General features: G+C 40.7%; 14 protein-coding genes. 2 read left to right on the forward strand and 12 right to left on the reverse strand.

Going from position 1 to position 20752, the window contains the following annotated elements:
* Positions 1-67 precede the first annotated feature (67 nt).
* Entirely contained in the window at positions 68-1102 is a 1035-nt protein-coding gene (locus QZ738_RS09265) for a DUF2157 domain-containing protein (RefSeq protein WP_293786823.1), read from the forward strand.
* 498 nt (positions 1103-1600) lie between these two features.
* Complete coding sequence (locus QZ738_RS09270; protein WP_293786825.1) at positions 1601-2023, forward strand: secondary thiamine-phosphate synthase enzyme YjbQ; 423 nt, start codon at positions 1601-1603, stop codon at positions 2021-2023.
* On the opposite strand, the gene QZ738_RS09275 is transcribed toward QZ738_RS09270, so the two are convergent.
* From QZ738_RS09275 to QZ738_RS09330, 12 genes are all read right to left on the reverse strand, one after another.
* The gene (locus QZ738_RS09275) at positions 2024-2992 is read right to left on the reverse strand and encodes a YihY/virulence factor BrkB family protein (protein WP_293786827.1); all 969 of its coding nucleotides are present in this window, start codon (positions 2990-2992) and stop codon (positions 2024-2026) included.
* Between the two features lie 152 nt (positions 2993-3144).
* A complete protein-coding gene (locus QZ738_RS09280) occupies positions 3145-4464 on the reverse strand; it encodes a DUF3887 domain-containing protein (protein ID WP_293786829.1) in 1320 nt (439 codons plus the stop codon).
* Positions 4465-4929: 465 nt separating this feature from the next.
* Positions 4930-5319: a DUF5668 domain-containing protein gene (locus QZ738_RS09285; RefSeq protein WP_293786831.1), complete on the reverse strand. Its 390-nt coding sequence runs from the start codon at positions 5317-5319 to the stop codon at positions 4930-4932.
* Between the two features lie 440 nt (positions 5320-5759).
* On the reverse strand, positions 5760-6449 hold the full coding sequence (gene rpiA, locus QZ738_RS09290; RefSeq protein WP_293786833.1) for a ribose-5-phosphate isomerase RpiA: 690 nt from the start codon (positions 6447-6449) through the stop codon (positions 5760-5762).
* Positions 6450-6925: 476 nt separating this feature from the next.
* The gene (locus QZ738_RS09295; RefSeq protein WP_293786835.1) at positions 6926-8893 is read right to left on the reverse strand and encodes a hypothetical protein; all 1968 of its coding nucleotides are present in this window, start codon (positions 8891-8893) and stop codon (positions 6926-6928) included.
* A gap of 11 nt (positions 8894-8904) precedes the next feature.
* Positions 8905-10308, reverse strand: a complete 1404-nt coding sequence (locus QZ738_RS09300; RefSeq protein WP_293786837.1) for a DUF1080 domain-containing protein — start codon at positions 10306-10308, stop codon at positions 8905-8907.
* Between the two features lie 140 nt (positions 10309-10448).
* Positions 10449-12737: a GH92 family glycosyl hydrolase gene (locus tag QZ738_RS09305; RefSeq protein WP_293786839.1), complete on the reverse strand. Its 2289-nt coding sequence runs from the start codon at positions 12735-12737 to the stop codon at positions 10449-10451.
* Between the two features lie 36 nt (positions 12738-12773).
* Positions 12774-13445, reverse strand: a complete 672-nt coding sequence (locus QZ738_RS09310) for a basic secretory protein-like protein (RefSeq protein ID WP_293786841.1) — start codon at positions 13443-13445, stop codon at positions 12774-12776.
* A 174-nt stretch (positions 13446-13619) separates the two neighbouring features.
* The gene (locus QZ738_RS09315) at positions 13620-14600 is read right to left on the reverse strand and encodes a basic secretory protein-like protein (RefSeq protein WP_293786843.1); all 981 of its coding nucleotides are present in this window, start codon (positions 14598-14600) and stop codon (positions 13620-13622) included.
* A 62-nt stretch (positions 14601-14662) separates the two neighbouring features.
* Positions 14663-15634 (reverse strand): hypothetical protein, encoded by a 972-nt coding sequence (locus QZ738_RS09320; protein ID WP_293786845.1) that lies wholly within the window; start codon positions 15632-15634, stop codon positions 14663-14665.
* A gap of 59 nt (positions 15635-15693) precedes the next feature.
* Complete coding sequence (locus QZ738_RS09325; RefSeq protein WP_293786847.1) at positions 15694-17520, reverse strand: RagB/SusD family nutrient uptake outer membrane protein; 1827 nt, start codon at positions 17518-17520, stop codon at positions 15694-15696.
* Between the two features lie 10 nt (positions 17521-17530).
* Positions 17531-20731 carry a TonB-dependent receptor gene (locus tag QZ738_RS09330; RefSeq protein WP_293786849.1) on the reverse strand — a complete coding sequence of 1067 codons (3201 nt, stop codon included), beginning with the start codon at positions 20729-20731 and terminating at the stop codon, positions 17531-17533.
* Positions 20732-20752 lie beyond the last annotated feature (21 nt).

Raw genomic sequence — 20752 nt, forward strand, 5'->3', positions numbered from 1 at the left:
CGGAGTCTATTAGCTGAAGACTTTTGACTAATGACTAAAAAGCATATCTTCGTGTATAACCAAAACTATGAAAGTTGATAGAGAAAAGAGTGAGTTTCTTGACGATATGATTGAGCAGTGGCAAATTGACGGCATAATTGATCATGAAACAGGCGATAAACTCCGTAAAAGTTATGAAGCCAAGAACTTCGATTGGTTGCGCCTGGCACAGTATGCTTTTTGGGTAGCCCTGGCTTGTGGGTTTATTGCACTTGGATCACTCCTTATTGACAATTCTATCCTAAACTATTTAAAGCGGGTTTACAATACGCCCAACATTGTGATAGCTATTGTTTCAGGCGGATTGGCGGGCTGGCTTTACATCTTAGGCTTTCGGCGAAAAAAGAAACTCGCACATTTAAAGTTCAGCAATGAGGCCATTGTGTTCGCAGCCATTTTACTCACGGCAAATGCCATCGCTTATTTTGGGAAGGCAGTTGATAATGGCTCAGGCAATTTCTCTATCCTGATTTTAATATCTGTTTTTATTTATGGGGCTTTAGGTTATGTCTTCAACTCGCGTTTGATCTGGATTTTTGCCTTAATTTCCCTGGGTGCCTGGTTTGGCACAGAAACAGGTTATTTAAGCCGTTGGAATTATTATTTCCTAGGTATGAATTATCCTTTGCGTTTTGTGCTGTTTGGTGCTACATTAACCGTAGCGTCGTTCATGATGAAGGCTTTCCCTAAAACACAAAATTTCTTTCAGGTTACCTATATCGCGGGCATGGTTTATTTGTTTGTATCGCTTTGGGCATTATCGGTATTTGGTAACTTTGCCAATCTGGAAGAATGGTACCAGGTAAGGCAATTAAGTTTATTTTACTGGGCTTTAATTTCTGCCGCAGTTTGTGTAGCCAGTACACTCTTTGGCTTAAAGTATCACGATGATATTGCCCGTGAATTTGGGATTACCTTTCTGTTCATTAATCTTTACACCCGATATTTCGAATATTTTTGGGATAGCTGGCACAAAGCTTTATTCTTCTCTGTTTTAGCGGCTTCTTTTTGGTTGATTGGCAGAAAAGCAGAGAAAATTTGGAATGTGGAGTTTTTGAAGTGACTGTAATAACTGAATAGATTGCTTCACGCTCTCCTCAATGGCCCACCGCTTCGGTTTGCAATGATGTACTTTAGTTCCCTAATATCAGTCATTGCGAGATGGTTTGTTCAGCCGGCGAAGAGGCTGTCTCAGAAATGATTTTGGAGATTTTTGGCAGAATAATATTTTAAAAGGGCGTCATTCCCGTGAAAACGGGAACCACGAAGTGCTCAGCGAAGCTAATCTTAATGCGATAGAACAGCAACTAAATAAGTCCATACCAAAGCATTAAGATGCCCAGTCAAGCTGAGCATGACGACATACCCAAATTTAATTCCTGCTATTATTTAATCTGTTATTTCGAGACAGGCTCACGCAATATAATTAGCTATTCTGATACCAAACTTCGTAAGTTAGCAGACCCATCTACTGATTTGAAAACGTCAGACAGTGTCTGCTGAATTGAAAGCATCCGAATTTCCGAGATGGTGTTTAGGAAATATAAATGAATTAAAATCTATGAAAATATACCAACAAACCTTAGCCCTAAGGGAGCGCAGAAGAGGCTTCCACATTATTACCAGTGAGGTTGAAGCTGCCCTGCCACAAATTAGTGAGATAAATACCGGCATTTGCCAGGTGTTTATACAGCACACTTCAGCTTCCCTTACAATTAACGAAAATGCCGATCCAACTGTGCGTATGGATTTTGAGATGTTCTTTAATAAAACGGTTAAAGAAAATGACCCCGATTATGAGCACGACTATGAAGGATCAGACGATATGCCTGCACATTTAAAAGCTGCGCTTTTAGGTAGCTCTGTAACTATCCCGATCAGAAATGGCAGGTTAGCACTTGGAACCTGGCAAGGTATTTACCTTTGCGAACATCGCAAACATGGCGGACAAAGAAGATTATTGATTACGGCCTGGGGTGAATAATTATGCCTTATGTACTTCTTCCTTAATTTCAGGATGATTATCCTGAATAGATTTACCATCGGTTTCTACTTCAATTTCTTTGGTAGTTACCGCATAATGTGAAGGGTAAATCTCCGAACCGAAAGCAACGGCATAAGCCTTGGTAAACTCGGCACCAAAATATAAAATGATAGAAGAATAGTAAGTCCACAAAAGTACCACTACTAACGAACCTGTGGCACCATAGGTACTTCCCACATCGCTTTGCCCAATATAAATGGAGATGGCAAATTTACCGATCATAAACAATACAGCAGTAACTATTGCACCAGCAATTACATCACGCCATTTGATAATTGCATCAGGTAGTACCTTAAATATTACACCAAATATTAATGAAATAACCGCAAGGGTTACAAGCTGATTGACAATGTAAAATACAATCACAGATACTTCTGCAAATCTGGCCTGTAAACGATTGCTAAAGGCATCTAATACCGAAGTAACGGCCAGTGAAACCAATAATACGAAGCCCAAGCTAATAATAACCGAGAAAGACAAAAAGCGATTCTGCAACATTTTCACCCAGCCTCTTTTAGGTTTTGGCTTTAATCCCCAAATGGTATTGATAGAATCCTGGATATCACCGAAAACGGTTGTTGCACCAATTAATAAGGTAATGATACCGATAATTAAAGCAATGGTACTCTTACCATCCAGATAAGCGTTCTTGATCAACTGTTGCAGTGAGACCGCAGATTCCCTGCCCAGAAAACCTTCCAGTTGGGCGTAAACCTGTCCTTCTGCTATTTCCCTGCCCAGGAATATACCACATAGAGAAATAATCACCACTAATAATGGCGCCATGGAAAATACGGTATAATAGGCTAATGAGCCACTAAGTTTCGTTACCTTATGATCGTTAAATCCTGTAAACGATGCTTTTAAAACGCCCCATATTCCTTTTAAAGTGATTTTCCGCTTTTCCATAAACAAATTATTTTAGATGAGTTACTCTAATTTAAACTGCTTATTTTTTGAATTGTTTGTAAATTATAAACAAAGAAGGAGTGAGAATAAATTATCCACACAAAAAAAGCTCCTGATTTTGATCGGAGCTTTGTTCTTTTAAGTGATTTATGCTATTTGGCCTTAATCCATGAGGTGAGATCGTTGACCAAAGTTTCGGATACGCTTACAGCCGCCTGGTATTGAGCCATCGTCCCCTTTTCCGTTTGAGGACTCAACAGGTGATTCAAATCCGGATAAAATTTAAGTACCACATTTTTCTTTTTACCCAAAGCCTCATTCCATAAATCAAAATCTACTTTGCCTACCTGAAAATCATTACCGCCTTGCAAGATGTATATCTTAGGTTTCGAAAGGCTTTTAGCTACCGCAACCTGGTTGTAGCTATTTAAATCTGTCCAGTATTTTGCTGGCAGGCCTAAAATGATAGAGTCAGGTTTTATGGTCGTTCCCAACTGTGAAATTCTGCTTTTATCAATCTCCACAGCAGCATCGGCCAATTGTTTTCTAAAGGCAGCCGTGGTATCATTGACCAGATCGAACATATACTTATTCTGATCAACAATAATATCGGTTAATTTTCTTGCTGGTGCTGCGGCCAAAACAATCCCTGCCAAATCCGGTGTCAGAGTTGCTATTTTAGGAGCCAGCATTCCACCCAAACTATGACCGAATACATAAACAGCTTTTGGATCAACCCCAACTACTGTTTTAGCAAGTGCAATAGCTGCGGTTGCATCATCCAGCACCTCTTCTTTTACCGTAAAAGCCTTGTTAAATTCGTTAGGATAGATCAAAGTTCGTTTTACATATCTGACGGAAGCAATTCCTTTAGAGGCTAAACCGCCAGCCAGATCTTTAAAAGGTTTATTTGCACCAACCGTTTCATCCATATCAGCAGGTCCGGAGCCATGTACAAAAACCACAACAGGAAAATTTTTGGCGTTTTTAGGGGTCGTAATAATGGCGGCCAATTGTTTTCCAGCCGGACCGATATATACTGACTTTTCCTGATATAAACTGGTATCTACATAGGTCGGCTTTAGATAAGAAGATGTTTTTCGGGAAGGTGCCAGGAATATTCCGACAATTTTCTGTTGTTTATTAAAACCCAAAATAAAGTTCTGATCACCGTTGGCAAATTTACCCTCCACCGTTACAGCAAAAAAATCGCCCTGGGCTTTACTTTGAATGGCATCTAACGATTCCGCCTTTCCATATTTCTTGCCGATATCGCCCCAAAGTTTCTTGAGGTTTTCCTCTGTCAGTTTCGTTTTTAAAGTATCATCAAAGAAAGCATGGGCATCTTTAAATTTTTCTTCCTGTAAGAGCTTAAAAAAGTCGTTTGCACCATTGAAAAGCTGGATCACATTCTGAGAAAATGCTGAGGTGGTTAGTAATAAAGCAACTATTAATAAAATGCCCTTTTTCATCCGTATATTTTGTTTTAATGATAATGAGATGTTTTGCTTTATCCTTTTGAGGATCTAAAGCCATGAAAATTCAAGTATATGTTTGGTTGTTTACAATACCCAAAGTTAACAATATTTGGTTCTGAAAGGATGCTTCCTTAATCAGTGCTTTAGTTTTAACTAATTTTAACATTTTTAATGCCTGGTTCTTTTTTTAGATCTGGCCGATTTAAAAAAAAACAAAAAAAATAAAGCTGAACACAATATATTCTATTTACAGCGTTTATGTATGTGAGAGCGTTAATTTAGATGACGGGGATACTGCCTGAGGGTGGAATCCCCGTTTCTTTTTGGCAAAAATGCAAAGGCATGAGCAGAGATGCATAGGGCAAAGCTCAAAGGTTCCCGCCCTTTGCTACCAGGCATAAAAAAAGGGACATTGTTAAAAAACGTCCCTTTTTTTGATATATGATGGAGTTAAGAATTTTAGCTTTCTTTATCTGTAAAGTCAATTGGTTTCTTTTCAAAATATTGATCAAAGTTTTGAACTTTTTTAGGTTTTAAGATGATATACAAGCCTAAACCGATCAATACCATTGGCATGCTGATTCTAAACAGATTAAAATCAAAAATGTTTATTGCTTTAAAAGTAAATAAGCCTCCGATAATAGTCAACGCCAACCAACCGCTACCCTGGAAGTCTTTACGATAACCCATCCACAAACCGATACCTAACATAATAGTGTGCCATCTCAAAATCCAATGTGGGATATCTATCCCCGAGTTTCTTAATAAGAACACCGAACCGATGGCAATGATTAAAATGCCTAGACCGAACTGTTTATCTGCGTGATTTTTTTTGATTAAATTTTCCATGACCGTTTTGTTTTATGATTCAAATGTAGCATGAATCACTATGCCTGAGAATGGCTTTTCCCTCAGTAGGGATATTTTATCGGTAAGCGAAATAAAATTATCGGTAAAAAATTTCCGGAAATTAAAGGAGAGAGGAATTTATCGGTGAAATTGTCAGTTTTCCGACGGAAACACAGAGAACGCAGAATTAAAACCAAATTCTTATAAGCGATAATGCGTGATGCTTGACTTATTATTCCCCGTGCCAATAAAACAATAAGGAGTACAAATTTACTAATGACTATGAACCAATATCCAGTCCTCAGTTCGCAGTTGTCAGTCAACCAATTTAAACAATTAACCATTTAACCATATCAATGCTATGAACAAGTAAACTCTTGATCAATGACCAATAGACTACTCACCAATAAACCAACGGCTAATGAACGACTAAACTAACATTATTCAAAAATGATCAAATCCGTTCCATTACTCATAATTACTTTTGAAGTGAGGTTAACGAATAAACCATGAGCCAATATTCCGTTAATCTGATTTAAGTTAGAAGCTAATTTTGCAGGATCATCAATCAGGCCAAAATCAGCGTCAATAATCAGGTTTCCATTGTCGGTAATAAATGCCTGGTGATCTACGGTTCTTAATATACCGCTTCCGCCAAGTTTGTTAATTTGATCGAATACATATTGATAAGCCAGCGGAATTACCTCAACGGGAACAGTAAAAGCACCCAGTTTTTTAACTTTTTTTGACGAGTCGGTAATGATGATGGCATTTTTACTCAATGAAGCAACTATCTTCTCTCTGAATAGCGCACCGCCGCCGCCTTTAATCAGGTCAAGTGATGCTGTAAATTCGTCTGCCCCATCAATACTGATATCAATCTGGCTCAAGCGCCCAAGATCGAGAACTTCAATGCCAAGCGATTTTGCGAGTTCTTCGGTTCGAATGGAACTGGCAGCTGCTTTTATCTGAAGTCCGTCTTTTACACGTTTACCCAATTCAATGATGGCGAAAGTCGTGGTAGAACCCGTGCCCAAGCCAACTACATCGCCATCTTTAACAAATTTTACTGCAGCCCGGGCAGCTGACAATTTCTCCGCATCCTGTTGATTTTTATCTGTAATAGCCATAAAAGTAAAAATAGGTTTAAATGATAAACATCCAAAAATGAAAAAAAAATTGCACCTGATACAATAAATCGTTTTTACAGCGTTTAAGTATATGAGAGCGTTAATTTAGATGATGGGGATTCTGCGATAGTGGAATCCCCATTTCTTTTTTCATTTTAATTATGCTGTCATCCTGAGGGATAATTTTGTATAAAAATCGATATTGTTGATAGTCCTCTCCCAAGTCCTCCTTTCGAGCGGAGTGCAACGCAGTCGAGAAATCTTTCTCTATAGATTTCTCCCCGCCTGTACGGACAGGCATTTCGCTACCGATGAAAAATCGGTACGCTCCAGTCGAAATGACGACTGGGCTAGTAGATTCCGTCAATGGTAGCTTAGTCGAAGGATCTTCTCATTTAAGTCGAAAAATTTCCTTAAAAATATATTGACATAAAAAAACGGCTGGCATTTCTACCAACCGTTTCCTAACAATCAACTTATTTATTTAAAGAATTTATCCAGGCTGCAATTTTTAACGCTTCTGCTTTGGTTACCTGCGGCATTGGCGGCATTTCTGTTGAATAACCCGGCCAGTTTTGTGGCTGCGGATTATGGATCAACTGAAATATTTTCTCTGGCGAATATTTACGTTTTGCAATTTCCACGAATGGCGGGCCAATCTGTCTTTTGGTTTGATTATGACAGGCCAGGCAGGTATTTTTAGTTAATAAACCTTCAACCTCTTTAAAAGTAGGTGCTTTGGCTGTAGCCGCAGGTTTGTTCGGTGCTGAAGTTGAAGTTCCTTTGGCTTCCGGTGCTTTTCCCGTTGTTGCTTTCGGTACAGCGGTCTTTTTAGCAGGGGTGTTTACCGGGGTTGCTGAGTTTTTAGTGCTCACCTCATTGGCAGAAAGTTTATTTCCATCAGGAATCTGATTCAAAGTGTAATAAGCTACCGGATGAATGAGCGAATAGAAACCGTCCTGCGAACGGATACCATCTAAAGTTAAAGTGTGGATATAATATTGACGTAGATTCTGGACAATAATCCTGGCTTTTAAACCATCTGCCGAAACCTTAACGCCAGAAATTTTTAACTTCTCTGTGTTAACAGGAGGCGAACCATATACCGGGTGATATTTGTAAATAAAACTTTCGGCACTGTAAGAAGCTAAATCTTCCGCCGATTTGCGGTCAACAGGCATGGTAAATTCTACTTCAAAACCATCAGGCATGGCCCTTACGGCTTTCATTTCAAAAGGTGTTTTATTGTTGTAGACCAATCTTTCCAAACCTTCGTTAGCATCACCAGCAGATCCCCAGCCACGGTTGGTTTCACCAACAAACAGCGAACCATCAGTTCCCCATTCCAATCTTAGTACACCAGAACGGAAACCTTTGCGGAAAAGGAAAGCAGCTCCTTGTTCTTCACCCTTAACGGTTTCCATAAAAATCCTGGAAATGATACTCATTCCCTGATCGCCAACCAAAATCTGGCCAGCGAACGGGCCAAATGTATTCGCAGGGATTTTAACAGGTTCGGCAGAAGAAATACCCAGGACACCATAAGGTAACCAAACCGATGGCAAACGCAGTTCAGGGAATACTTTTTTCATTTCAAACAAGGTTTTAAACGATTCGTTTACCCTGTTCTCTGGTTTAATGTATCTTCCCTGTTCATTTTTGATTCGACGCTCGTCTATTTGTGAATAAAAGAAATCTGATTGCAGTTTAACCGGAGAGTTAGGCAGGTTGGTCCATCTTAAACTTGCCGGGTGCCCCATAAAGTCACCTTTGTTTACTTTCCATAAACCACCTGATCCTACCCAGTCGCCCTGGTTTTCAGTATAATAAAACTGACCATCAATACTGCCAATACCGGCCGGAGAGCGGAAACCTGCAGCATAAGGAATCATTTTACCATCTTCGGTAATATTCATGGCCCAACCACGCATTGGTACACGGCTTTCGGCACGCCACCATTCTTCGTCGCCAAAGGCCACATTTGCGGTAACCATAAAGCTACCATCCGGCATAATTTTCGGACCAAAACTATATTCGTGGTAGTGCCCGCTTAAAGGCCAGGCATAAACGGTTTCGTAAACATCAGCTTTACCATCCTGATCTTTATCTACCAGTTTGGTTAATTCGCCGCGCTGCGCTACATAGATGGCTCCATTTTTATAGGCAATGCCTAAAATTTCATGCAAACCATAGGCAAATCTGCGCCAGTAAGGTTTTGCACTGGTAGGATTTTCTACAATATATACTTCTCCCCTACGAGTCGAAATGCCTAAATCGCCATTTGGCAGGGTTACCAGACCTCCAACTTCCAAAATCGGACCCTCGGGTACACGTACCTTGTTTATCTTGAAAAAATCTTCTTCTTTCGGTGTTTCTTGCGCAAAAACTGTCGTAAAGCTAAAACTTAACGCCAGTATTGCTAATTTTTTAAATGTATTTCTCATGATGATCACGACTAAAACAAAATGGTATAATTCAACTTACTTCCAATGGCGGCAATGATTTCCCATTTGCCATCCACATTTCTAATCACCGGCTTTGCGGCGCCTTCTCCAAGCTGTATATAATATGCTTTATCGTCAATTAAATACAAGCCTTTCCCGGCTTCTTCAATGTTTGAAGCAGCAGCTAAAAGGAAATACAGATCTTTTGAAGGTTTATCAACCGTAATCTCCCTGCTTAACCCTTGTCCGTTGTCCATCACTTTAACTGCATCGGTCACATTTGTTCCATTAATGATGTATTTAAACTCCGGACGATCTTGTTTATCCATCACATAACCTTTGGTTCTGAAACCTGTACCAGCCGTATCGGTAACCCACTTGGCCTGGTCGTTTGCCAACCTAGAAATCGCCAGAATAGGCTGTTTGGTAAAACGGGTAACACTGCCCAAAGCACGTGAAGTTCCGTTTCCGCGGCCATCCCACATAGGCGTAGCATCAATAAAATCGCCATGCCATCCTTGTAGAAGCGTACCATTATCCAGATCGTAGCTATAAGCAACCTTTTCTGGTCCACCTACCGAAATAGCATGAACAGAACGTACTCTCGGTGCAACATCTACAAAACTTCTGATCATATTGTTGCTTGCGGCTTCAATATATATCGGATCTGCACCACCGTTTTGATTTGGTTTTGGAATTTCCGATAGCTCGGAGATCTGGATATTTCTAAAAGCTACAGAGCCGTGATCGCCCTGCAAGCGTAAAGGGCCTTTTGCTTTTTCAGCGCCCGCAGCACCTCTGGTCGCCCCGAATAACTCAACATTTTCGTGAATCAGTACACCATTAAGTTCTGCACTGATGATTTTAGCATTTTGTGTTTTTTTGCCTGTAGCATCAAACTTTGGTGCCTGGAAAATGATTTTGATGTGCTGCCATAAACCAGGGGCCTTGCTTGCGTTCTGACGGGGCGCAACACCACCAAACCCTTTTTCGGCTTCGGGTTTGCTATCGTCCCAACGTTGGTAAATGCCGCCATTGTTTGATGAACTTGGATTTCTAATTCCCCAGGCATCGTCAATCTGAATTTCATAGTTACCCTGAAGATAAATCCCTGAATTTGTTCCTTTTGCCGTTAAATAATCTAATTCTAAGGCTACATCACCATACTCATTAATGGTATACAAATCAGAGCCAGCTTTTTTTGCTGTAGATTGATTAACCAATATACCTTCACCTTTTGTGGTTTTTAATACATTTTCGGCATTTAGGTCGGCCATTACATTTTGTGCCAGCGACCATGAACCAGAAGGATTTTTAAAGGCCGAAAGATCTTTGAGATCAATACGCTGGCCAAATGCCAGCAGGGTTCCGCAAAGCCAGAACATGGCTGTAAAACCCGTCTTAGAGATATTCATATATTTTGGTTTGTTAGTTTAGCCCTATTGAGGCCAATTGTTATTTTGAAAATCAGACTGTATCATCAACTGTAAACTAAAGGTGTCTTTTTACAGGCTCAGCATGACAATTGTGTTTATGATACAGTCTTCTTGTGTCTCTATTTTTCTGTCGATAACGAATAAGGGAAATCAGCTGGATTTGAACCTCTGGTTTTGTTCGGTGTAGCCGTCATGTTGAAGTTTAACACCGCACCTTTCTGCATACCGCTATGGCTGATCCAGTTTTTGGAATATGCCTTACCATTCATCTGCAACGATTGAACATAACGGTTGTTATCGTTATTGGCTGGTGCGTTGATCACCACTGTTTTACCATTTTCTAAAGTAATGGTTACCTTTTTAAATAAAGGAGCACCCAAAACGTATTGGTCAACCGCTGGTGTTACCGGATAGAAGCCCATTGCCGAAAATACGTACCAGGCCGAAGTTTGACCGTTATCTTCATCACCACAATATCCATCTGGCGTAGCTTTATACATTCTGTTCATGGTTTCGCGCACCCAATATTGTGTTTTATAAGGAGCACCGCCATAGTTGTACAGGTAAATCATATGCTGAATAGGTTGGTTACCATGCGCATATTGGCCCATGTTTGCAATCTGCATTTCGCGGATTTCGTGAATTACACCACCGTAAGCACTTTCATCAAATACCGGAGGCATAGAAAAAACTGAATCTAACTTAGTTACAAATTTTTGGTGGCCACCCATTAGCTTGGCTAAACCATCAATATCCTGGAAAACCGACCAGGTGTAATGCCAGCTGTTGCCTTCAGTAAATGCACCACCCCATTTAAACGGGCTAAATGGACTTTGGAATGTACCATCCTGATTTTTACCGCGCATTAAACCCGAAGCCGGATCGAAAAGATTTTTGTAGTTCATCGCTCTTTTCTTATAGATATCGATTTCTGAAGCTGGCTTACCCAAAGCTCTTCCCAATTGGTAAATGGTAAAATCGTCGTATGCATACTCTAATGTTTTCGCTGCATTTTCGTTCTTTTTTACATCAAAAGGCACATAACCCAACTCATTATAATATTTAACTCCATCGCGTCCAACAGCTTCCATGGGGCCTTCGTTATTGGCTCCGTGTTTTACCGCCTGCCATAACGTTTCAATGTCGTAACCACGCATGCCTTTAATGTAGGCATCAGAAACTACCGAAGCTGAATTGTTACCCACCATAATATTGGCATAACCCGGGCTGCTCCACTCCGGCAACCAGCCGCCTTCTTTATAATCGTTGATCAGGCCTTGCTGCATCTCTTTATTAATAGACGGATAAACCAGGTTCAGGAAAGGATATAACGCCCTGAATGTATCCCAGAAACCTGTACCAGCAAACATATAACCGGGTAAAATCTGCCCGTTGTATGGGCTCCAGTGTACAATCTGGTTTTGTGCATCAATTTCATATAACTTATTCGGGAAGAACAAGGTGCGGTACATAGCAGAATAGAATGTACGGGTTTGATCAATTGTACCTCCTTCAACTGCAATTTTGCTTAAGGTTTTGTTCCAGGTTGCCCTGCCTTTTGCTTTTGTAGCGTCAAAACCATCATTAGCCAATTCTCTTTTCAGGTTTAGATCGGCCTGCTCAAAGCTGATAAACGAAGAAGCCACTTTTGCAATCACCTGCTCGCCCTTTTGTGTAGCGAAACCAATAACGGCACCGGCATGATCTACTGTTAATTCTAAATCTTTTTCATTCAGTTTTTTATCATCCCAGGTTTTGGCCAGTTTGAAATCTTTGTTGAAATAGATTACAAAATAATTTTTAAAATTTTTAGGCAGTGGCCCACGGGCATATTTAGTGGTATAACCGATTATCTTCCTTTCTGCAGGAATAATTTTGATATAAGAGCCTCTATTTTGCGCATCTACCACCACATAAGCGCTATCGGTTTTAGGAAAAGTAAACCTAAACTGGGCAGCACGTTCCGTAGGGGTAATTTCGGTCGTTACATCTGCATCTGCCAGGTAAACACTGTAATAATATGGTTTAGCTACCTCAGCTTTATGGCTAAACCAGCTGGCACGCTCATCCTCATTGAATTTTAATTTTCCGGTAACCGGCATAAGCGAAAATGCGCCATAATCGTTCATCCAGGGCGAAGGCTGGTGTGTTTGTTTAAACCCACGGATTTTATCGGCGTCGTAAACATAGGCCCATCCATCGCCGTTTTTACCGGTTTGAGGTGTCCACATATTCATTCCCCAGGGCAAACCGATTGCCGGATAGGTGTTTCCGTTAGATAGCGATGGCTTAGATGCCGTTCCCATTAAAGGGTTAATCCAATCTACCGGATCTGTAATTTTGCCTATTGTTTGTGCGAAACTGGTTGATGCCGCAACACTCAATAAGGCGATAAATAATCGTTTCATTTGTTGTTTGTGTTTTTTATATGCTTGTAATTATTTTTAAACTTCAGAACTTTTAGCGTAATCTGCCCAGAGTGCATCTAAATCTTTACCTGTCAATTTGGTCCAGATCTCTTTGGTATAGGTGTGGTCTCTTAAAGAAGCATCAACGGCTTTAATTGTACCTGGCTTTACACTTTTTTCAATCCATGCAAAAAATGCAGCGGTAATGCGGTAGCTGTTTTTATAACTGTGTTCGGGCTTTAATGCTGGGAGCGACCATTTGGCACCGGCATTATCTACGCCAAATTTATAACGTGCATAATCGGCAATGCCCTCGGTTAACCAGCCCGGGCCAACACTTCGGCCATAATCCTGCACAATGTGCATCACCTCGTGGGTAACCACATCAATATCTTCTGGATGTTTGATCATCCACATCGAACTGAAAGTTACTTTACCATCGGCAGTTGCTGCAACACCTTTATAAGCGGTATCTACAAAAAACTTTACTTCTTTGATAGTCGAAGGATTATATTCTTTGGCCAGCTTTGGATAAACTTCGAAAAAGGTTTTAATTAAACGTTTTTTCAATTGAGGATCCAGCTCTTTGAAATTGCTTTCAAAGGATAAAGTGTAACCGTTCTTCTTAGTAATTTCCTGCGCTTTTAGCTGCAATGACGAAGCAGAAAGAAGCATAACGAAAACCGATAGAATTGATATTTTTTTCATGTATAGTGAATATAGTGTTTTGGTTAGCGTTTAGTTCTGCAAATTAAATATTTTATGTAAAACGTTTTAGTAAATGATCAAAAATTTTACTTTACTGATGGATATTTTTACAAAAAGCGATAAAGAAATCAGGTTTGGCTGAGCGCATGCCATTAAAACCTGACTTCTCTTCTATTATTTTTTGCTACTATAAGTAAGGTTTACTTTTTCAGGTTCTTTACTATAATCCTCCCAAAGCTGATCTACACTTTTGCCGGTTAAAGCTGTCCAGGATTGTGCCGTGTATTGATGTGCCCTTAACTGCTGATCTAGTGCAGCAACCAATCCTGGTTTAACATTTTGCTCTAACCAGGCGAAAAAGCGTGCGGTAATCCGATAACTGTTGGTATAATTTTGTTTTGCATTATAGGCTGGCAGGCTCCATTTAGAGCCTACATTATCTACGCCAAATTTATAACGTACATAATCGGCAATACCTTCTGTTAACCAAACCGGACCCGCGCTGTAGCCATATCCCTGTACAATATGCATGGTTTCGTGCGTTACCACATCTATATCGGTCGGGTGCGCCTTCATATAACCTGCACTGAACAGAATCCTGTTGCCACTGGCTTCAGCAACGGCTTTGTAAGCAGTGTCAACCACAAAAAGTACATCATGTGTAGATTTTTGGTTAAATGTTTTAACCAGTGTGGGATAAATCTCGAAATAGGTAGCAATTAAGTTTTTCCTAACCGTTGGATCAAGGCCAGGATCTTTGCTGATAAAAGTTAATGTGTATCCTTTATGTTTTTCTTTACTGTATGATACCCAATTTTTATAAAGCGCAGTAAAGAGTTCTTTCTCGATCTTTCTTTGCGATTTATTTTTGACCCATTCGCTGTTCACTTTAATCTCCCCAGCTTTAGCTTTTATTGTGGGCGTTTCATCAGTTACAAAATCTAGTACCACATTTCTTTTTGTCCTGTAGCCGTCAGCTTGTGCAAACCCAGGATAAACATTGATAAAAGCGGCTTTCAGTTTGACGTTTAGAGCAGCATTGGTGGCACTGTCCTTATCGTTGATAACAATTTTATAGCCTCTTTCTCTGTTTTGGGCAGATGCAACAACCGCCAGGCATGACGCTAAAGCTAAGATTAAAAATTTCTTGATCATTTGTTTTATATTAATAGAAAAGAAAGATTCAGCCTCATGCTAAATCTATTCCGGTTATAAATTCAATAGGTAATATTCGGAAAATCAGTTTTGGCTTTGGTCAACATTGGTGCCCAGTCGGCCCCTTTTTCGTCTTTCGGTCCAAAGGCGGAGAATGCCAATGGAGCCAAATCTGCTTTAGCCGCACCGCTCCAAAAGTGGATAAATTCGCCAAAATTCATTTTTCGCGTGTATTGCTGGTAGCTTTTGCCCTGTACTGTGATATTTTGTTTAGGAAAATATTGCGACAGCAGGGTAAAGAAACCGTTCAGCACCTTTGCTTTACCATAGTTTTCGTAAATCGGTAAGAACCAGTTTTTGAACCATTGCGTACCTGCCCTCGGGTAATTATCGGTTGTGGTCATCATCTTATTCATCCAGCGTTGTGCATCGGCGGTTCTGTTTAAGCCCAAATACACATCGTATTGATAAATTTCCATCCATTTACTATCGTGCCAGATATCAAACGCGGGCGATTCCTTTACCCCTTTGGATGCGCCTTCAACGATATGACCAATTTCATGTGTAGATAAATCAATGTCATTATCTACACCTGTAATCCATGCATTTAAATCATTGGAGCCACAATCCGTAACATTCCGGTAATCATGGCCGGCATCAAGATAGGTGCCTGGGTGACCGCCTCCGTATTTACCTGCATGGTAAATGACGAACAAGCGGCTGTCATCGCCAAACTTACCATAAACTTTTTTGGTGTAATTCCAGGCATCAGCCATATAGGTCTTTGGCCAGGTAACAGTTGGCTTCACATCGCCATCATAATAAACCACCACGCTGGTATCATAGGCCACCCGGTTTAATAGCTGAACATGTTCGAACCAATGTTCTTTCCAGGTTTTGGGCGGTGCATCCGGTGGATCAATTGCCTCTACAAGTGGTGGCGCTGGCTTCGAAGTTTCTACAGGAGTCTTTTTGCTGTTGCAGGCCAGTAATAAAACAGCTGTAATTGCTGCTAAAGGGAAAAATTTTTTCATTGCATGGATATGAAGAAATTAAAAAAGCACCGAGCAAAATGCCCGGTGCTATATCTATTTTACCAACCTGTGTTTTGTACAAGTTGAGGTACTTTTTGGATTTCTGCTGCTGGTATAGGCCATAAGTAGTGTTTCTTTTGGAAAACCCTATTTTCGGTAACGACCGGCGTAAAAAATCCAGGTGCATTTTGAGTAATGTTCAAACCTCTGATCTGTGTATCGGTTGTTTCTGCAATTTTCCACTCCCTTGTATAGAAATAGCGGTCCAGTTCAAAAGCCAACTCAACGCGTCGCTCTCTGCGGATGGCATCTTTCATATCTGTTGGGACAGGTAAACCTCCACTTCCATAAACCGGGATACCTGCCCGGGTACGGATCCTGTTCAGGTAAATCAAAATATCCGGATCAGATGGATTAGATTCTTGCAAAGCTTCGATGTAATCCAGATAAATTTCTGCCAATCTGATTACGGTGAAAATTGCTCTACCATTTGTCCAGCCTGCTACCGTTAAATGTTTTCTGGAAGTATAACCTGTTTTGGTATAATCGTTATTGGCAATGGCAGCTTTACCCGCATTACCGTTAAATTCAAAGCTGGTAATGATATTTGATGAAGTATTGATCCATTTACGTCCACTGTAAGTAATATCAGCATAAAAACGTGGTTCGCGGTTCACATACATATTGCTAATTGCCCTTGGTGCATTCTGATCATTTGGATCTGGAGCCTGATAAGTTGATGTTCCGTTAGCGGTATAAGCCGGATCATTTTCGATCGGTAAACCGTTCGCAGTAAAGAAGGCATCCACCAGCTGTTGAGACGGAGATAAAAATGAACCACCTTTGTCGCCACCCGAAGCACCATTGTGATTTGGCGCTAGAGAATACTGGTAAAAAGTAACATCACCACCTCTGCCAAAAATGATCTCAGCGTTCCAGCCATTCAAAAATACATCTCTCGTAGCAATAAAAGCCCGGTTAAAAGGGGTATTTGGCAAACCAGCTGGTGTAGAGCTTACCGAATACAGCGCATAGTTAGCATAGTTAGGGTTATTTAAAAAAGCTTTCGCTGCTGTAGCCAACCTGGTCCATTTTGCCACACTATACGTTTGATTGATCAGTTGTTTACCGTCCTGATTTTTAAGGTTTGCATAATCGGTATTCCCGTTAAATAACGGGCGGGCAGCAGTTAACAGCGCTTTAATTTTATAAGCATCGGCTACTGAAGCCGTGATGTGCCCATAATCTTCATTGGCCTGTGGTGTTGCCGGAAGACGTGAGCTTGCTGCATCCAGCTCGCTTACAATGTAATCGATACATTCATCCATCGAATTACGAGGTTTACTGATGGCTTGTAGCGGTGCATCTGACGCAATTGGGTCATTGCCCAATAATACAACCGGCCCGTACTGTCTCACCAGGTGATAATAATAAATCGCACGCAAAGCCCTTGCCTCGTTATAATAACGGTTTACAATATCAATACCACCGATATTACAATCTGTACATCTGCTCACGTTTGCCATAAAAGAACTCGCCGCCTGAATACCACGGTAATAACTTTGCCAGTGGTAATTTACCTGACCGCTCGTGGCATCCCACGCACCCGAATTTACGTTTTCAGTAAAGTTTGGCAACGTATAGTCAGCCTCATCAGAAGCAGCCGTCCATGGCCCCATATTTCCAGATGCGGAGGCCGAACGGTCTTGATTTTGATCTGGTAATGTAGAATAAACATTCGCTAAGGCCTGGTCAACAGTTGCTTTTTTCTCGTACATCTGATCGAAAGTTAACCTATCGTCAGGTACCTGATTTAAAAATTTCTTACAGCCATAATTACCCATTACCAGTAATACACCAGCAGTATATATCAATATCTTTTTCATTCTTTTTATTTTAAAAATTAGCGGTTAAACCCAAAGAATAGTTAGAGGTTAATGGATACCTTGTACCATTGTTGGTTAATAACTCAGGATCCCATAGTTTGAATTTGCTGATGGTAAACACATTGTAACCTGTAGCATATATCCTTAAACGTTTAACGCCTAGAGATTTGATACCATTTTTAAGGGTATAACCCAAATCAGCATTTTTTAACCTTAAGAAACTCACATCACGTTTCCACCAGGTACTGGATTGATAGTTATTGTTATTGGTACCACCATAAGATAATCGTGGGTAAACGGCATCCTGGCGTGGATTGGTTGTTGTCCAGCGATCGGCAGCTACGGCCAACATATTACCCAAACCGCCAGAATTGGCAAAGGATGGAATATTCAACAGAATGTCTGCGTTATGCTGCCCCTGAAAGAATAAACCGAAGTCGAAGTTTTTGTAGGTTAACGAGAAGCCAAAACCATACGTGGTACTTGGAACATCTCCCCTGCCAATAATGGTCTGGTCAAAAGAATCGATTTTACCATCACCGTTTAAATCTTTATACTTGATATCACCCGGCATCAAAGTACCAAACTGGGTAGGACTGGCGTTGATTTCTGCCTGGCTATCAAATAATTTTTCTGCAATGTAACCAACACGGGTCGCCGCTAAAACATTGTATCCGCGTTGCTCCATCCATGGGTATGGTTTTGGCGCCTGGTCATTTTCAATTACCTTGTCTTTATTGAAGGTAAAATTTGCCCTTAAATTAAGTGACCAATCTTTACCAAACTGCGCATCGTACTGTATGGTACCATCAATTCCTTTATTTTCTACAATACCCAGGTTACCTATTGGCGTATTGGCTAAACCAATGTAGTTTGGCACAGTTCCTCTCTGGATAAATTGATCTGTTCTTCTTTCCTTAAAGAAATCGACGATTAACGACAGATTATTATTGAATGTTTTTAACTCAAAGCCTAAGTCCTGTTTACGCGTTTCGGCCCAGGTTACATCTACTCCATACGCGGTTACGCCTAACCCATTGTATCCAATATTTCCCGTCTGGCCAAAAGTGTAACCACTTGCGGTACCTACTTTTGTTAAATAATAAAAACGGTCGCCTTCCGCACCGGCATAGCCTGAACCGCTGGCACCACTACCCACAATACCATCAGAATAACGGAATTTAACCATCTGGAAAGTATTTTTTAGGGGTTCGAAGAATTTCTCGCTTGATAACAACCATCCAATACCCAATGCCGGGAAGAAGCCATAACGTTTATCGGGTGCAAAGTTTTCAGAACCATTATAGCCCATGTTAAACTCGAAGAAATATTTATTGTCGTAAGCATAGGTGGCACGACTGGCAACTCCTTGTAAACGATAAGGAAGAGATAACGTGAGGTTGCCGGCAAACGGTGTACTGTTATCATTTTGGTTATATAGTAACAAACCGGAAACAGCATGTTTACCGAAGGTACGATTGTAGTTGATAGCCGCCTCGAAATACATTTTTTTGTCACCACCGTTGCTGATCCCATAATTCAGGAAATCCTGTCCCTGGAGAACCAATCCGTATTTGTAACCCGATGCAGGATTGTTTGCCACGATGTACGGATCGTTAGGATTGATCCTGTAAATAGTTTCTCTCTTGGTTCTCGCAATCGCATTATTGTTGTTCACATCAAATGAGAACATAGAGGTTACCGACAAACCCGGGGTTAACTCTTTTAAATCCTGTGTTAAACGTAAGTTTGAATATAACTGGTTGCTGTATCCTGTTCTATATCCATTTCTGGTTACATCGCCATAAGGATTTCGTTGATCGGCCTGCGGGCTGATACCAGGTAAACTGCCATTTGGGTACAGTATCGGAAATGATGTTGGATTGATCAAAAAAGCCTGATTGAAGATATCCTGGGCGCCGAGATTACTCGGAAAATTGCTCTGCGATAGAATCCCTTTAATACCCAAATCCAGTTTTGTGGTACCCGTGATATCCCAATTTAAGTTTGTACTTACATTGTAGCGACTAAAGCTTTGTTTAACAGCAGAATTTACCGCCTCGTCTGTTTTAAACAAACCATCCTCACCATAATAACCTAATGAAACGTAATATTTAGCATTACTTACACCACCAGACAGGTTAGCTGTTCCCGATCTGTTATGGCCAAAATCGTTATAAATGGCATCAAACCAGTTTACGTTCGGATAAAGGATCGGATCGGTACCTGCAGCAGTTTTTTGAATGGCATCTATAGAATAGGCAGGTGTAAATGCACCTGCTGCGCCACCGCGTAAATAATCAGAATACTTCGCCTCATTGGCTAGGTTCATATAATCTACACCGTCAATCAGTTGTGGCCTTTTAGTAAAACGGCTCACCCCTTCATAGTACTCCACATTAATTCTTGGCGTGCCGACTTTACCTTGTTTAGTGTTGATCAGAATTACGCCGTTTGCACCACGGATACCATATACCGCTGTTGCTGCAGCGTCTTTTAGTACTGTGAAATTCTCTACATCATATACACTGATATCGTTCAGGTTACGGTTTGGCACACCATCAATAATGATAAGCGGTCCCCTGTCACCAGAGTTCAGTGAAGATATACCTCGGATAAAAATATCCGATCCGGTTGCACCCGGCTCACCGTTACGGGATACGTTAACCACGCCAGGGATACGGCCCGCTAACAACTGGCTCATGCTCGAAACCGGCTGTTTCAACTCATCAGCTTTTACTGATGATTGTGCACCAACCAAACTTTCCTTTTTTTGTGTTCCGAAACCCACAATGGCCACCTCCTGTAAATTGGCACCAACGGTTTCCTTTAAACGGATATCCAACACGGTCTGTGTACCAACGGTGATCTCTTTTGAATCATAACCAACATAAGTTATGATCAAAACCGCGTTCTGATCAGGAACGGTTATGGTAAATGCTCCGTTTACATCTGCAGCAGCACTGGTAGAGCTTCCTTTAACTTTAACACCTGCACCTGGCAATGGTGCACCGGTTTCGTCTTTAATAATACCACGGATTACAATATCAGCCCTGGTTTGATTAACCGTAACCGAACTGTTTATATTAATGGCCGACGCGCTGGCTGTTGCATAAAAACCACTGCTTAAGGCCATTGCAAATGCAATAGCTTTAAAAGCACAATCTTTAAGCCTGAGCCTGGCCCCAGTTAAATTTGTATTTTTTTTCATTATAAAATTAGTTTGTTGTGA

This window comes from uncultured Pedobacter sp., from assembly GCF_913776295.1.
Lineage (GTDB): Bacteria > Bacteroidota > Bacteroidia > Sphingobacteriales > Sphingobacteriaceae > Pedobacter.

Bases quoted from the DNA above. Each gene is read 5' to 3' on its own strand.
- QZ738_RS09265 (WP_293786823.1), top strand. From the start codon at position 68: ATGAAAGTTGATAGAGAAAAGAGTGAGTTTCTTGACGATATGATTGAG.
- QZ738_RS09270 (WP_293786825.1), top strand. From the start codon at position 1,601: ATGAAAATATACCAACAAACCTTAGCCCTAAGGGAGCGCAGAAGAGGC.
- QZ738_RS09275 (WP_293786827.1), bottom strand. From the start codon at position 2,992: ATGGAAAAGCGGAAAATCACTTTAAAAGGAATATGGGGCGTTTTAAAA.
- QZ738_RS09280 (WP_293786829.1), bottom strand. From the start codon at position 4,464: ATGAAAAAGGGCATTTTATTAATAGTTGCTTTATTACTAACCACCTCA.
- QZ738_RS09285 (WP_293786831.1), bottom strand. From the start codon at position 5,319: ATGGAAAATTTAATCAAAAAAAATCACGCAGATAAACAGTTCGGTCTA.
- rpiA (WP_293786833.1), bottom strand. From the start codon at position 6,449: ATGGCTATTACAGATAAAAATCAACAGGATGCGGAGAAATTGTCAGCT.
- QZ738_RS09295 (WP_293786835.1), bottom strand. From the start codon at position 8,893: ATGAGAAATACATTTAAAAAATTAGCAATACTGGCGTTAAGTTTTAGC.
- QZ738_RS09300 (WP_293786837.1), bottom strand. From the start codon at position 10,308: ATGAATATCTCTAAGACGGGTTTTACAGCCATGTTCTGGCTTTGCGGA.
- QZ738_RS09305 (WP_293786839.1), bottom strand. From the start codon at position 12,737: ATGAAACGATTATTTATCGCCTTATTGAGTGTTGCGGCATCAACCAGT.
- QZ738_RS09310 (WP_293786841.1), bottom strand. From the start codon at position 13,445: ATGAAAAAAATATCAATTCTATCGGTTTTCGTTATGCTTCTTTCTGCT.
- QZ738_RS09315 (WP_293786843.1), bottom strand. From the start codon at position 14,600: ATGATCAAGAAATTTTTAATCTTAGCTTTAGCGTCATGCCTGGCGGTT.
- QZ738_RS09320 (WP_293786845.1), bottom strand. From the start codon at position 15,634: ATGAAAAAATTTTTCCCTTTAGCAGCAATTACAGCTGTTTTATTACTG.
- QZ738_RS09325 (WP_293786847.1), bottom strand. From the start codon at position 17,520: ATGAAAAAGATATTGATATATACTGCTGGTGTATTACTGGTAATGGGT.
- QZ738_RS09330 (WP_293786849.1), bottom strand. From the start codon at position 20,731: ATGAAAAAAAATACAAATTTAACTGGGGCCAGGCTCAGGCTTAAAGAT.